The 14,388-nt window shown below is 71.9% G+C and carries 14 protein-coding genes; 7 read left to right on the top strand and 7 right to left on the bottom strand.

The window, feature by feature from the left end:
- Positions 1–2: 2 nt before the first annotated feature.
- Both rplC and rpsJ read right to left on the bottom strand, forming a co-directional pair.
- Complete coding sequence (rplC, locus tag ASG88_RS09230) at positions 3–668, bottom strand: 50S ribosomal protein L3 (RefSeq protein ID WP_056887113.1); 666 nt, start codon at positions 666–668, stop codon at positions 3–5.
- 10 nt (positions 669–678) lie between these two features.
- On the bottom strand, positions 679–987 hold the full coding sequence (rpsJ, locus tag ASG88_RS09225) for a 30S ribosomal protein S10 (protein ID WP_007078637.1): 309 nt from the start codon (positions 985–987) through the stop codon (positions 679–681).
- A 473-nt stretch (positions 988–1,460) separates the two neighbouring features.
- Here rpsJ and ASG88_RS23320 point away from each other — a divergent pair, with 473 nt between their 5' ends.
- Genes ASG88_RS23320 through ASG88_RS24045 form a run of 5 tightly spaced genes read left to right on the top strand, consistent with a single transcriptional unit; the run spans position 1,461 to position 6,535 of the window.
- Entirely contained in the window at positions 1,461–2,549 is a 1,089-nt protein-coding gene (locus ASG88_RS23320; RefSeq protein ID WP_056887112.1) for a hypothetical protein, read from the top strand.
- A complete protein-coding gene (locus ASG88_RS23315) occupies positions 2,546–3,160 on the top strand; it encodes a DUF4129 domain-containing protein (protein ID WP_056887111.1) in 615 nt (204 codons plus the stop codon). Before ASG88_RS23320 ends, ASG88_RS23315 begins: the two co-directional genes overlap by 4 nt.
- Complete coding sequence (locus ASG88_RS09210) at positions 3,157–4,275, top strand: DUF4350 domain-containing protein (RefSeq protein WP_082600176.1); 1,119 nt, start codon at positions 3,157–3,159, stop codon at positions 4,273–4,275. Before ASG88_RS23315 ends, ASG88_RS09210 begins: the two co-directional genes overlap by 4 nt.
- A complete protein-coding gene (locus ASG88_RS09205) occupies positions 4,272–5,243 on the top strand; it encodes an AAA family ATPase (RefSeq protein ID WP_056887109.1) in 972 nt (323 codons plus the stop codon). The genes ASG88_RS09210 and ASG88_RS09205 overlap by 4 nt, the downstream gene beginning before the upstream one ends.
- Before the next feature lie 2 nt (positions 5,244–5,245).
- On the top strand, positions 5,246–6,535 hold the full coding sequence (locus tag ASG88_RS24045; protein ID WP_056887108.1) for a DUF58 domain-containing protein: 1,290 nt from the start codon (positions 5,246–5,248) through the stop codon (positions 6,533–6,535).
- 12 nt (positions 6,536–6,547) lie between these two features.
- Here the strand turns inward: ASG88_RS24045 and ASG88_RS09195 are convergent, their stop codons facing one another.
- Complete coding sequence (locus ASG88_RS09195) at positions 6,548–7,543, bottom strand: stage II sporulation protein M (RefSeq protein WP_056887107.1); 996 nt, start codon at positions 7,541–7,543, stop codon at positions 6,548–6,550.
- A gap of 23 nt (positions 7,544–7,566) precedes the next feature.
- Between ASG88_RS09195 and ASG88_RS09190 the strand changes: the two genes are divergently transcribed.
- Positions 7,567–8,382 (top strand): RDD family protein, encoded by an 816-nt coding sequence (locus ASG88_RS09190; RefSeq protein ID WP_082600248.1) that lies wholly within the window; start codon positions 7,567–7,569, stop codon positions 8,380–8,382.
- A gap of 31 nt (positions 8,383–8,413) precedes the next feature.
- Entirely contained in the window at positions 8,414–8,800 is a 387-nt protein-coding gene (locus tag ASG88_RS09185) for a hypothetical protein (RefSeq protein ID WP_056887105.1), read from the top strand.
- On the opposite strand, the gene ASG88_RS09180 is transcribed toward ASG88_RS09185, so the two are convergent.
- From ASG88_RS09180 to fusA, 4 genes are all read right to left on the bottom strand, one after another.
- Positions 8,784–10,094 carry an MFS transporter gene (locus ASG88_RS09180; RefSeq protein WP_056887104.1) on the bottom strand — a complete coding sequence of 437 codons (1,311 nt, stop codon included), beginning with the start codon at positions 10,092–10,094 and terminating at the stop codon, positions 8,784–8,786. The two genes, ASG88_RS09185 and ASG88_RS09180, sit on opposite strands and share 17 nt — an antisense overlap.
- A 72-nt stretch (positions 10,095–10,166) precedes the next feature.
- The gene (gene trmB, locus ASG88_RS09175; RefSeq protein ID WP_056887103.1) at positions 10,167–10,889 is read right to left on the bottom strand and encodes a tRNA (guanine(46)-N(7))-methyltransferase TrmB; all 723 of its coding nucleotides are present in this window, start codon (positions 10,887–10,889) and stop codon (positions 10,167–10,169) included.
- Between the two features lie 90 nt (positions 10,890–10,979).
- Entirely contained in the window at positions 10,980–12,173 is a 1,194-nt protein-coding gene (gene tuf, locus ASG88_RS09170) for an elongation factor Tu (protein ID WP_056887102.1), read from the bottom strand.
- Positions 12,174–12,253: 80 nt separating this feature from the next.
- The gene (gene fusA / locus ASG88_RS09165) at positions 12,254–14,368 is read right to left on the bottom strand and encodes an elongation factor G (RefSeq protein ID WP_082600175.1); all 2,115 of its coding nucleotides are present in this window, start codon (positions 14,366–14,368) and stop codon (positions 12,254–12,256) included.
- Between the last annotated feature and the right edge of the window lie 20 nt (positions 14,369–14,388).

Raw genomic sequence — 14,388 nt, 5'->3', positions numbered from 1 at the left:
GCTCAGGCCTCCTGCGTCTTCTTGGCAGCCGAGCGGATGACCACGAGACCGCCGCGGGGGCCGGGAACGGCACCCTTGAGCAGGATCAGGCCCTTCTCGGCGTCGACGGCGTGGACCGTGACGTTCTGGGTCGTGACGGTGTCGTTACCCATGCGACCGGCCATGCGCGTGCCCTTGAAGACACGACCCGGCGTGGCGCAGGCACCGATCGAGCCCGGCTTGCGGTGGTTGCGGTGGGCACCGTGGGAGGCACCGACACCATGGAAGCCGTGACGCTTCATGACACCGGCGTAGCCCTTGCCCTTGCTGGTGCCGGTCACGTCGATCTCGTCGCCGGCCGCGAAGAGCTCGGGAGAGAGCTCCTGGCCCACGGAGTACGACGCGGCGTCCGACGTGCGGATCTCGACGACGTGACGACGCGGGGTCACCCCGGCCTTGCCGAAGTGGCCGGCCTCGGGCTTGTTGACCTTGCGGGCCTCGATCTCGCCGTAGGAGACCTGGATGGCGTTGTAGCCATCGGTCTCGGGCGAGCGGACCTGGGTCACGACGTTGGTCGCAGCAGCGATCACGGTCACGGGGACGACGATGTTGTTCTCGTCCCAGAGCTGGGTCATGCCGAGCTTGGTGCCCAGCAGTCCCTTGACATTGCGTTCAAAAGTTCCGGTCATCGCAGATACCTCAGAGCTTGATCTCGATGTCGACACCAGCAGGCAGGTCGAGACGCATGAGCGAGTCGACCGTCTTCGGCGTGGGGTCGATGATGTCGATGAGGCGCTTGTGCGTGCGCATCTCGAAGTGCTCGCGTGAGTCCTTGTACTTGTGGGGCGAGCGGATGACGCAGAACACGTTCTTCTCGGTCGGCAGCGGCACGGGGCCGGCGACCTTCGCACCCGTGCGGGTGACGGTGTCCACGATCTTGCGCGCCGAGGTGTCGATCACCTCGTGGTCATAGGCCTTGAGCCTGATGCGGATCTTCTGTCCCGCCATAGGTCTCTCTCGTCCTTATCGATCTCGTACCCCGCCAGGAGGTACCGCGTTCTGGTCCTTGTTTCACGACACGGCCTCGTCGGGTGAGGCCGCACCGCCTGTCTCTCCACCACCTCCGCCGACCCCCGCGGTCGGGCGTGTCGCCGGTGTTGGCACGACACGAGACGCGAGTCTCGACGGTGTTGCGGGTGGCACCCGACCGGTTCGTCGGGCTTGATCGGGCCTCCGCCAGACGACCGAGCCGGTGCGGCGCACGCAGAGCACTGAGATCGATCCGGGAGACGCGATTCAGTGATCAATGTGGTGCCGCATCCGTGCGCGTGGTCTGGTGGGACCCGCCGGAGCAACCTGGATATCTTGGCAGAGATCCGGGAGTGCGCCAAATCGAAACGTCCGCGGCCCCGGAACGCCCGTCCCGGGGCGCGGTGTCACCGGACCTGACAGGATTGACGCACTCACGAGACGGGGGTCCGATGACCGAGCAGTTCCCGCCGCCCGGGTCCCCCGGGCAGCAGCCGCCACCGCCCGGCAGCCAGCCCACGGCGCCGTACGTCGCGTCGTACGGACAGCAGCCGGTGCCGGTGCCCCGTCCGGTGCAACCGGGGATGCTCGGCGCCGCCCACAAGCCCGGCGCGGTGCCGCTGCGCCCGCTCACGCTCTCGGACATGTACGACGCGGCGTTCCGGATCATCCGCTTCAACCCCAAGGCCACGGTCGGCTCCGCGGTGCTCGTCGCCGCGGTGGCCATGGCGATCCCCGTCCTCGTGACGACGTTCCTCAGCCTCGGCCTCGACCTCTCCCTGCAGGTCGACGACACCGGCGAGCTGAGCGGCGACGTCGGCGGGCTGGTCACCTCGCTCGGGTCGTTGGGCCTCGGGACGGCCCTCCAGACCATCGGGCTCATCCTGGTCGGCGGCATGATCGCCCACGTGGTCGCCGCCGCGGCGATCGGTCGCCGCCTCAGCCTCGAGCAGGCCTGGGCCGTGACCCGCGGCAAGCGGTGGCGGCTCGTGGGCCTCACCGCCACGCTCGGGCTGACCCTCACCCTCGTCATCGTCGTCTACGCGCTGAGCTGGATCCCGGTCGTGCTGCTGGCGGACGGCTGGCGAGAGCCGCTGGTCTACGGATTCGTCAGCGTGCCGCTGTTCGTGGCCTTCGTCGTGTGGTTCTGGGTGCGCATCTACTACCTGCCGGTGCCGGCGCTCATGCTGGAGCCGGTCGGGGTCTTCGGTGCGATCGGCCGGGGCTACCACCTGACCCGGGGCGCCTTCTGGCGCACCTTCGGGATCGCCCTGCTCACCGTGGTCATCGCCCAGGCGGCGGGGACGGTGCTCGCCCTGCCCATCAGCTTCCTCTCGCAGGCCGCGCTGCTGGGCGGCCTGCCGAGCGAGGCCGGGCTCCTCGTCCTCGTCCTGAGCCAGGCGCTCGGCTCCGTCGTGACCGCGGCCTTCGTGGCGCCGTTCACCACCGCGGTCGCCTCGCTGCAGTACCTCGACCTGCGGATGCGCACCGAGGGACACGACATCACCCTCATGCAGCAGGCCGGGGTCATCGGCGCGTGACCCTGCTGGTGCCGGCCGAACCGCCCCTCGTCCCCTCGCCGGACGAGGGGCGCTCGCTGCTGCGCCGCGAGCTGCTGGAGGCCGACTACCGCGAGGACGACGTCCTCGGTCGGTTGCTCGACTGGGTGCGGCGGGTGATCGTGCGGACCCTCGACGCCGCGTCGTCCGCGCCGCCCCTCTCCACGTTCTTCGCGTTGCTCGTCGGCCTGCTGCTCGTGCTCGCCCTGGTGTGGCTGGTGACGCGCACCCGCGCCGCCCGCGGGGTGCGGCGGGAGGGGGCCGCCGCGGTCCCCGACGACTCAGTGGGCGCGGACGAGTGGCGCGCCCGTGCCGAGGCGGCGTACTCCTCCGGGGACCACTCCACCGCCCTGGTCGACGGCTTCCGGGCGCTGGCCGTGCGCCAGGTGGAGCGGGGCCTGCTGGACGACGCCCCCGGGGCGACCGCCCACGAGCTCGCCGCCGCCCTCGGCGCCCGGCACCCCGACCGTGCGCAGCACGTCGACGAGGGGGCCCGGCTCTTCGACCTCGTCCTGTACGGCGACCGCGTGGCCACCGAGGGCCAGGCCCGATCGGTGCTCGCCCTCGACGACGAGCTGGCGGGCATCGCATGAGGGGGTGGTGGGAGCGTCACCGCGCCACGGTGCTGATCGGTGCCGGCACGCTGGCCGCCCTGCTGGTGGCGGTGCTGCTCGGGACCGGCAACCGCACCTCCGCCAGCCACGACCCCGACAACCCCGGCGGCACGGGCGCCCAGGCGGTGGCGCGGGTGCTGGCCGACCAGGGCGTGGACGTCGAGGTGGCCCGCTCGGCCGCCGAGCTCGAGGACGCAGACGTCGGCGCCGGCACCACCGTGCTCGTCACCTCCCCCGACAACCTCGGCCGCAGCACCGCCCGACGCCTCCTGGCCCACGCGGGTGCGTCGACCGTGGTGGTCGCCGGCCCGGGTCCGGGGGCGGTCGCCGCCCTGGGCGTCGAGCTCGACGGCGCCACCTCGGTCCCGGACTCCCCGCGGAGCGCGGGCTGCACCGAGGGCGGCCTCGAGGTGTTGTCGGGCCTGGCCGTGGACGTGGACCTCGCCACCGCGTGGCCCACCACCGCCGGCTGCTTCGGCGGTCCCGACGGCTGGTGGCTCGCCTCCGCCGACGACGGCCTGCTGCTGCTCGGGGCCCCGGGCATCCTGGAGAACGACCAGGTCCTGCGGGCCGACAACGCCACCGCCGCCCTGCGCCTCCTCGGCCGCGAGGACCGCCTCGTCTGGTACGTCCCGGACCTGGCCGACCTCAGCGGCGACGACGGCGTGAGCCTGCGCAGCCTCGTGCCGCCGTGGCTGCTCCCCGCGGTGTGGCTCTGCGGCCTGACGGTGGTGGCCGTGGCCTGGTGGCGCGGTCGCCGGCTCGGACGGCTCGCCACCGAGCCCCTCCCGGTGACCGTCCGGGCGCTGGAGACGACCCACGCGCGCGGTCGTCTCTACCGGGACGCCGCGGACCGGGCGCACGCCGTGCACGCACTCCGACAGCACACCCGCACGACCGCGGCGGTCCACCTGCAGCTCCCGCCGCAGGACACCGACGCCCTCGTGCGGCACGTCGCCCACGCCGTCGGCCGACCCACCCACGAGGTGGCCGCCCTCCTCGACGACACCGCTCCCCCACCGGGCAGCGACGACGAACTCATCCACCTGGCCACCGCGTTGGCCGAGCTCGACAGAGAGGTACGTGCCACATGACCGCAGGACCCATCGGGGCCGAGGAGGCCCGCGCCCGCCTCGCGGCCGTCCGCACCGAGGTCGCCAAGGCGGTGGTCGGCCAGGACGCCGCCGTGTCGGGGCTGCTCGTCGCCCTGCTGTGCGGCGGCCACGTGCTGCTCGAGGGGGTGCCCGGCGTGGCCAAGACGCTGCTGGTGCGCACCCTGGCCCAGTCGCTCTCCGTCGGCACCAAGCGCGTGCAGTTCACCCCGGACCTGATGCCCGGCGACATCACCGGGTCGATGGTCATCGAGGGCCGTGCCGGGGAGCTGACCTTCCGCGAGGGCCCGCTCTTCACGCACCTGCTGCTGGCCGACGAGATCAACCGGACGCCGCCCAAGACCCAGTCGGCACTGCTGGAGGCGATGGAGGAGGGCCAGGTCTCGGTGGACGGGGTGTCGCGCCGGTTGCCCCACCCCTTCCTGGTGGCGGCGACCCAGAACCCCGTCGAGTACGAGGGCACCTACCCGCTCCCGGAGGCCCAGCTCGACCGCTTCCTGCTCAAGCTGGTGCTCCCGGTGCCCGACCGGGAGGCCGAGCTGGAGATCCTGCGCCGGCACGCCGCGGGGTTCGACCCGCGCGACGTCGCGGCGTCCGGCGTCACCGCGGTGGCGGGACCCGACGACATCGCCGCCGGCCAGGCAGCCGTCCGGGAGGTGCAGGTCTCCCCCGAGGTCACCGGCTACATCGTCGACATCGCCCGCGCCACCCGCGAGTCGCCCTCGCTCTCGCTCGGCGTGTCCCCGCGCGGGGCCACCGCGCTGCTGCGCGCCGCCCGGGCCTGGGCGTGGCTGACCGGTCGCGACTTCGTGACTCCCGACGACGTCAAGGCCCTGGCCCACGCCACCCTGGCCCACCGGCTCGGGCTGCGTCCCGAGGCGGAGCTCGAGGGCGTGGACGTCAGCGCCGTGCTCGCCTCCGCGCTCGGCTCGGTCCCGGTGCCGCGCTGAGCATGACGATCACCGGGCGCGTCCCCCTCCTGCTGCTCGCCGGGCTGGTGCCCGTCGTGCTGCGACCCGCTGCGAGCACCGTGTGGATGTGGCTGCTTCTCGTCGGCCTGGTCACGGCCGCCGACTGGCTGTTGGCGCCGCGACCCGCGTCCCTCGAGGTGACCCGCCGCCCTCCCGGCACCGTCCGGACCGGGACGCCGGCCGACTCGCGCCTCACCGTCACGGCCACCGGCCGGGGCGTGCGCGCCCTGGTCCGCGACGCCTGGCAGCCCAGCGCCGGAGCCACCGACAACCGGCACCGGGTCGTGCTGCGTCCCGGGGCCCGCGCCCTGCTCACCACTCCCCTGCTCCCGCGACGCCGCGGCGACCTGCAGGCCCTGGGCGTGACGGTCCGGGTGCCCGGGCCGCTGGGGCTCGCCTGCCGCCAGGCGACCCTCGACGTCCCGGGCACGGTCCGCTCGCTGCCGGCCTTCGAGTCCCGCAAGCACCTGCCCTCGCGGTTGGCCCGCCTGCGGGACCTCGACGGGCGCGCGGCGGTCCGGGTGCGCGGCCAGGGCACCGAGTTCGACTCGCTGCGGGAGTACGTCCGCGGCGACGACGTGCGCTCCATCGACTGGCGGGCCAGCGCGCGCAACCGCTCGGTCGTCGTACGCACCTGGCAGCCCGAGCGGGACCGCCGGGTGGTGCTGGTGCTCGACACGTCGCGCGTCTCGGCCGGGCGCATCGGCGACGTGCCCCGGCTGGACTCCGCGATGGACGCGGGGCTGCTGCTCGCCGCCCTCGCCGCCCGCGCCGGCGACCGCGTCGACTTCCTCGCCGGCGACCGCACCGTCCGGTCCCGGGTCCGGGCCGCCGGGGCCCGCGACATCGCGGCCCGGCTGCAGGAGGCGATGGCCGACCTCGAGCCGGTGATCGCCGAGGCCGACTGGTCGGCCCTGGCCGGCGAGGTGACCCGGCTCGGTCGCCAGCGGGCGCTGGTGGTGCTGCTGACCCCCCTGGAGCCCGCGGCGGTCTACGAGGGACTGCTCCCGGTCCTGCCGACGCTCGTGCGCCACCACCGGGTGGTCGTCGCGTCCGTGAAGGACCCCGCACTCGGCGACCTGGTGGGGACACGCGGGTCCCTGGACGAGGTGTACGCCGCCGCCGCGGCGTCGCAGGTCCTCGGCGAGCGCGAGCGCGCGGCCCGCGTGCTCAGGACGCTCGGGGTCGACGTGCTCGACGCGGACGCCGAGCGGTTGCCGCCGCTCCTGGCCGACCACTACCTCGCGCTCAAGGCCCGCGGTCTGCTCTGAGGTGGCCGCACCTCAGGCCTGGGTGGCGACCCGGTCCTCGAGCAGGGCGGCGTCGACGTCGCCGGTGTGCCCGCGCAGGGCCGCGTTGCGGCCGAGCACGAAGACGTAGGCGAAGAACGCCGCCTCGGCGAGGATCCCGATGCCCACCCGGGCCCACGTGGGCAGCGGCGACGGGGTCACGAACCCCTCGATGACCCCGCTGAGGGCCAGGACCGCGACCAGCCCGAGGGCGATCGTCCCGGCCGTGCGTCCCTCGTGGGCCAGCGACTGGGCCCGGGTCAGCGACCCGGGCTCGATCCAGGACCAGAAGAGCCGCAACCCGACTCCCCCGGCGACGAAGACCGCGGTCAGCTCGAGCAGCCCGTGCGGGAGGATCAGCCCCCAGAAGTGCCCGGCGTGGTCGTGGCGCGTCATGATCGAGCCGATGACCGCCAGGTTGGCGATGTTCTGGAAGAGCAACCAGATGACCGGGGCGCCCAGGATCCCCAGTGCGATGCAGAGCGCGGCGACCCACGCGTTGTTGATCCAGACCTGCGCGGCGAAGTGCGAGGCGGCGTACTCGCTGTAGTAGCCCTCGAAGTCGGAGCGGACCAGCTGGTCCACCTCGTCGGGGGTGAGCAGTGACTGCTCCACGGCCGGGTTGCCGAGCAGCCACCACATCATCACGGCGATGACGACCACGTTGCCCACGAGCGTCCCCAGCCACCACCACCGGAGCCGGTAGAGGGCCGCCGGGAAGCGCTGGGTGAAGAAGTCGCGCACGCCGCGCCAGGTCGTCGCCCGGGTGCCGACGGTGCGCTGGCGCGCCCGGGCGAGCAGCGAGGACAGGTGCGCGATGAGGCTCGCGTCCGGCGCGGACGTGCGCACCACGGACAGGTGGGTGGCGACCCGCTGGTAGAGCTCGACCAGCTCGTCGCTCTCCGCACCGCTGAGGCGGCGCCGGCCGGCGAGCTCGTCGAGCCGTCGCCAGTCGGCCGAGTGCGTGAGCACGTAGGCGTCGAGGTCCACGCGGCCAGCCTATGCTGGCGGCGATGTCCGAGCCCGGCCCGACCTTTGCCAGCCTCACCGCCGACGACCACGTCACCGGCGAGGCCGTGGCCCTCGACCTGCCCCCGGCCAGCCTCGGCGCCCGCATCGTCTCCGGTCTCATCGACGTGCTGCTCACCCTCGTCGTCCTCGTCGTCGCGATCCTCGTCCTCGGCATCGCGGCCCTGCAGTCCGACGGGGCCCTGGCGCACGTGGCGCTGATCGGCACGCTCATCCTCGTCTTCCTGGTGCTGCCCACGACGGTGGAGACGCTCACCCGCGGCCGCTCGCTCGGCAAGCTGGCGATGGGGTTGCGCACGGTGCGCGACGACGCCGGGCCGATCACCGCGCAGCACGCCTTCGTGAGGGCCCTCATCGGGTTCGTGGAGATCTACGTCTTCTCCGGGGTGCCGGCGTTCTTCTCCGCCATGCTGTCGTCCAAGGGCAAGCGGCTCGGGGACTACGCAGCCGGCACGTACGTCGTGCGCAGCCGGGTCCGGCTCCAGCTGGCGCCGCCGGCGCTGATGCCGCCCGAGCTGACCCGGTGGGCCCGGACCGCCGACATGTCCGCCCTGCCGACCGGGCTGGCCCTGGCGGTCCGCCAGTACCTCGGCCGGCAGGCGAGCCTGGACCCGCAGCACCGCCACGAGATGGGGGTCCGCCTCGCCGACCTGGTCGCGGCCCACGTCGCGCCGCCGCCCCCGCCCGGCACCTCCCCGCAGGCCTACCTCGCCGCGGTCGTCGCGTCGCGCCGCGAGCGCGACCTGGTCCGGCTGCGACGCGACGCGGCCCTGCGCGACCGGCTCACCGCACGCCGGTGACTCCCAGCCGGCCGCGGCGTACCGTGGCTGCATGGTGATCGGCCTGCTGGTCGTCGTGGCGTTCACCGCCGTGGTCGGCCTGGTGGTGGGAGCGGCGTGGGACGCCGGCTCCCTGGGCCGTTACGCGCGCCGGCCCCGGCGCCGCCCGCCGCAGCCGACGGGACGCCCCCTCGAGCGCGTCGTGGCGGACCTGCACCGGATCCGCGCCGAGGTCCTCGCCCCGGTCCCCGGCGCGAGCAAGGTGCGACGCGACGCGACGCTCGCGGCGTACGACGACGTGCTCGCCGACGCCTGCCGGGCGCTGGGCGTCCCCGACCACCTCACCGCGGTGCCACCGGGCACCGAGCGGGAGGCGGAGCGCCTGCACACGGAGTGGCTCCTCGAGCAGGCGGGAGTGCCGGTCACGTCGCCGCGGTGACACCCTCGCGGACCCGCGGGATCAGCAGGCAGGCGCCCGCCGCGAGCACGCACAGCAGGCCGGCCGTCAGCCAGGCGCCGAAGTAGTCACCGCGCCACTCGCGGACCCAGCCCGCGAAGCTGGCGGCCACACCCGCACCCACCATGTGGGCGGCGAATACCCAGCCGAAGACCACGCTCGCGCGCTCGGCCCCGAAGTGCTGGCGGCACAGGGCGACCGTCGGTGGCACCGTCGCCACCCAGTCGAGGCCGTAGAACAGGATGAAGAGGAACAGGCTCGGGTGGACGTGCGGGCCGAGCAGCCACGGGACCGCGAGCAGCGAGAGCCCGCGGAAGAAGTAGTAACCGCACAGCAGGTAGCGGGAGTCCACCCGGTCGGTGAGCCAGCCGCTGGCGATGGTGCCCGCGATGTCGAAGACGCCGATCAGGGCGAGCAGGCCGGCGCTGGTGGTGGCCGGCATCCCGTGGTCGTGGGCGGCGGGGATGAAGTGGGTGCCGATCAACCCGTTGGTCGACCAGCCGCATATCCAGAAGGTGCCGAAGAGGATCCAGAAGGTCCGGCTCGACGAGCTCTCGCGGAGGGTGCGCAGGGCGACGGTGCCGGCACCCGCGTCGGGGACGGCCCGCGGTGCGGGCGCCGCGACGGGGTCGACGGCGTCGCTGGTGGCGGCCGCCGCGCCGTACGCCGTGGTGCCGACGTCGGCGGGATGGTCGCGCAGCAGCCACAGCACCAGCGGGACCAGCGCCAGGGCGAAGACCGCGACCAGACCGGCGGCCCAGCGCCAGCCCGGGCCGTCGGCGAGCTGCGCGATCGCCGGCAGGAAGACCAGCTGCCCGGTGGAGCTCGCGGCCGAGAAGATGCCGACCACGAGACCGCGGTGCCGCACGAACCAGCGCTGGGCGACGACCGCGCCGAACACCAGGGCCAGCGCGCCCGTGCCGATGCCGACGGCGAAGCCCCACAGCAGCCACAGCTGCCACGGGCTGGTCATGACGAGGGTGAGCCCCGAGCCGACGGCGACGAGGGCCAGCGCGGCGGCGACCACGTGACGCACCCCGAAGCGCTCCATCAGCGCCGCGGCGAACGGCGCGGTGAGGCCGTAGACGATGAGGTTGAGGCTGACCGCGCCGCTGGTGGTGGCCCGCGACCAGCCGAACTCCTCCTCCAGCGGCACCAGCAGCGCGCCGGTCGAGGAGCGGAAGCCGGCCGCGGCGACGAGGGCTGCCATGGTGATGCCGGCCACCCACCAGGCGCGGTGGATGCGCGGCTCGCTGCGGGTCGCGGTCGTGGTCACCGCAGCACCCTAGGTGCGACGCGGACCGACCACCCTCGATGTCCGGCCGTCCTGCGGCGGGATCCTGCCGACTCAGGTGCGCGTGTAGGTGAGGTCCGTGATCTCGCGGTCCTTCTCGAGGCCCTTGCGCTCGAAGCGCGTCACCGGTCGGTCCGCCCAGCGCTCGACCCGGCCGCCGGTCAGCAGCGGCTCGGCGTCGAGCACCTCGATCATCTGCTGCGCGTAGTCGGCCCAGTCGGTGGCCAGCCGCCAGTGCGCCCCGGGCGCGAGCCGGCTGGCGATCATCGCGGCGTTGGGCCCGGTGACGAGGCGACGCTTGCGGTGCTTCTTCTTGTGCCAGGGGTCGGGGAAGAAGGTCCACAGCTCGCTGATGCTGCCGGGTCCCAGGAGGTGCTCCAGGGACCAGACAGCATCCACCCCGCAGAAGCGGACGTTGTCGGCGCCGGCCTCGGCCACGCGCCACAGGCCGTCGGCGATCCCGGGCGTCCACACCTCGAGGGCCAGCACGTTGACGTCGGGGCGCTGCGCGGCGAGCACCGCGGTGGCCTCGCCCACGCCCGAGCCGACCTCGACGACGAGCGGGGCGTCCCGGTCCGGCCACCACGACAGCAGGTCGAAGTCCGGGCGGTCGACGGCCTCGTCCGGGATCACCCAGTCGGCCTGGTGGGCGGCCCACCCCTCCGCCTGCCGCGGGGTGAAGCGGCTCCCGCGCCGCGAGTAGGTGAGGACCTCGCGCATGCGGCGACCGTCGTCGGTGAGCTTGTGGTGGGGACGGGCGGGGCGGGCGTCGTTCACACGCCGATTCTCGCAGCGCGCGGCCCGGAACGTGCAACGAGGCCCCACTCCCGAAGGAGTGGGGCCTCGCTGGTGGAGCTGGGGATCAGATCACTTGGTGATCTTGACGACCCGGCCGGCGCCGACGGTGCGGCCACCCTCACGGATCGCGAACCGGAGGCCCTCGTCCATGGCGATGGGCTGGATGAGCTCGACCGACATCTCGGTGTTGTCACCCGGCATGACCATCTCGGTGCCCTCGGGCAGGGTCACAACACCGGTCACGTCAGTCGTACGGAAGTAGAACTGGGGACGGTAGTTGTTGAAGAACGGCGTGTGACGGCCGCCCTCGTCCTTGCTGAGGATGTAGACGGACGCCTCGAAGTTGGTGTGAGGCGTCGTGGTGCCCGGCTTGATGACGACCATGCCGCGCTCGATGTCCTCGCGCTTGGTGCCACGGAGGAGCAGACCGACGTTCTCACCGGCCTGGCCCTCGTCGAGCAGCTTGCGGAACATCTCGACACCGGTGACCGTCGACTTCTGCGAGGTCTCGCGGATGCCGATGATCTCGACCTCCTCGTTGACCTTGACGATGCCGCGCTCGATGCGACCGGTGATGACCGTGCCGCGACCGGTGATCGTGAAGACGTCCTCGACGGGCATGAGGAACGGCTTGTCGGTCTCGCGCTCGGGGGTCGGGATCGACTCGTCGACAGCGTTCATCAGCTCGATGATCGACTCGCCCCACTTCTCGTCGCCCTGCAGGGCGGGGAAGGCAGCAACGCGCACGACGGGGATGTTGTCGCCGTCGAACTCGTACTCGGAGAGGAGCTCGCGCACCTCCATCTCGACGAGCTCGATGAGCTCCTCGTCGTCGACCATGTCGCACTTGTTGAGCGCCACGACCAGGGCGGGGACGCCGACCTGGCGGGCGAGCAGCACGTGCTCACGCGTCTGCGGCATGGGGCCGTCGGTGGCGGCGACCACGAGGATCGCGCCGTCCATCTGAGCGGCACCGGTGATCATGTTCTTGATGTAGTCCGCGTGACCCGGGCAGTCGACGTGCGCGTAGTGGCGCGCCTCGGTCTGGTACTCGACGTGCGCGATCGAGATCGTGATGCCGCGCTGACGCTCCTCGGGAGCCTTGTCGATCTGGTCGAAGGCCGAGGCCTCGTTCAGGTTCGGGTACTTGTCGTGCAACACCTTGGTGATCGCCGCGGTCAGCGTCGTCTTGCCGTGGTCGATGTGACCGATCGTGCCGATGTTGACGTGCGGCTTGGTCCGCTCGAACTTCGCCTTAGCCACTGGGGCTCCTCCTGGTTGGGTTTGTACTTGAACTCGTGGGTGTGGAACGGGGTGGTGCGGGGCCGAGGGCCCGGGGCGACTTACTCGCCGCGGACCTTCTTGACGATCTCCTCGGCGATGTTCGTGGGAACCTCGGCGTACGAGTCGAACTCCATCGAGTACGACGCCTGCCCGGAGGTCTTGGACCTCAGGTCGCCAACGTACCCGAACATCTCGGAGAGGGGCACGAGGGCGTTGACGACCATGTCCCCGTGACGCTCCTCCTGGGCCTGGATCTGCCCGCGGCGGGAGTTGATGTCGCCGATCACGGTGCCGAGGAAGCTCTCCGGCGTGGTGACCTCGACGGCGAACATCGGCTCGAGCAGGACCGGCTTGGCCTTGCGCGCAGCCTCCTTGAACGCCTGGTTGCCGGCGATCTTGAACGCGAGCTCGGAGGAGTCGACGTCGTGGTAGGCGCCGTCCTGCAGCGTGAACTTCACGTCGACCATCGGGTAGCCGGCGAGCACGCCGAACTCCATGGCCTCCTGGCCGCCCTGGTCGACCGAGGGGATGTACTCCTTGGGCACGCGACCACCGCTGACCGAGTTGACGAACTCGTAGCCGGCGCCGGTGCCGGTCTCCGGGTCGATGTTCGGCTCGAGGTCGATGACGACCTTGGCGAACTGACCCGAACCACCGGTCTGCTTCTTGTGCGTGTAGGAGTGCTTCTCCACCTTGCGGCGGATCGTCTCGCGGTAGGCCACCTGCGGCTTGCCGACGGTCGCCTCGACGCGGAACTCGCGCTTCATGCGGTCGACGAGGATCTCCAGGTGGAGCTCGCCCATGCCGGCGATGATCGTCTGGCCCGTCTCCTCGTCGGCCTTGACCGTGAAGGTGGGGTCCTCGTCGGAGAGGCGCTGGATCGCGGTGCCGAGCTTCTCCTGGTCGCCCTTGGTCTTGGGTTCGATGGCGACCTCGATCACCGGGGCCGGGAAGGTCATCGACTCGAGCACGACCTGGTTCTGCGGGTCGCAGAGGGTGTGCCCGGTCTTGGTGTCCTTGAGGCCCATGACGGCGACGATCTGGCCGGCGCCGACCGACGCGATCTCCTCACGCTTGTTGGCGTGCATCTGGTAGACCTTGCCGATCCGCTCCTTGCGGCCGTTGACCGAGTTGATCACGGACGTGCCGGCCTCGAGCTTGCCGGAGTAGACCCGGACGTAGATCAGCTTGCCGAGGTGCGGGTCGGAGGCGATCTTGTAGGCGAGGCCCGCGAAGGGCTCGTCGTCGGACGGCTGGCGGACGATGACCTCGTCCTCGTCCTTGACCGAGTGACCCTGGATGCCGTCGATGTCGAGCGGCGAGGGCAGGAACTTCACGACGGCGTCGAGCAGGGGCTGCACGCCCTTGTTCTTGAACGCGGTGCCGCAGAGGACCGGGTTGAGCTTGTCGGCGAGGGTCGCGCGACGGATCGCGGTCTCGAGCTCCTCGACGGTGAAGTTCTCCTCGCCCTCGAGGTACTTCTCCATGATCTCGTCGTCGGCCTCGGCGAGCGTTTCGATGAGCTTCTCGCGGTACTCCGCGGCCTGCTCGGCGAGCTCGGCCGGGATCTCCTCGACCTCGTAGTCCTCACCCATCGTGGTCTCGCCGCGCCAGGTGAGGGCGCGCATGCCGACCAGGTCGACGACACCGAGGAAGTCGCTCTCGGCGCCGATCGGGAGCTGGAGGACCAGCGGGGTGGAGTTGAGGCGCTCGACCATCATGTCGACGCAGCGGAAGAAGTCCGCTCCGGTGCGGTCGAGCTTGTTGACGAAGCACATGCGGGGGACCGAGTACTTGTTGGCCTGGCGCCACACCGTCATCGTCTGCGGCTCGACACCGGCGACACCGTCGAACACCGCGACGGCGCCGTCGAGGACGCGCAGCGAGCGCTCGACCTCGGCCGTGAAGTCCACGTGGCCCGGGGTGTCGATGATGTTGATCTGGTGGTCCTTCCACCAGCACGTGGTCGCAGCAGAGGTGATCGTGATGCCACGCTCCTGCTCCTGCTCCATCCAGTCCATCGTGGCTGCGCCGTCGTGGACCTCACCGATCTTGTAGGAGATACCGGTGTAGAAGAGGATGCGCTCGGTCGTGGTGGTCTTGCCGGCGTCGATGTGCGCCATGATGCCGATGTTGCGGACCTTGTTGAGGTCGGTGGTGATGTCGACAGCCACTGTTGGGTCTCAGTCCCTCG

Origin of the sequence: Nocardioides sp. Soil777 (genome assembly GCF_001428425.1) — a bacterium.
Lineage (GTDB): Bacteria > Actinomycetota > Actinomycetes > Propionibacteriales > Nocardioidaceae > Nocardioides > Nocardioides terrigena.
Note: the sequence above shows the minus strand (reverse complement) of the source record. Positions and strands in the feature narration are given on the sequence as shown.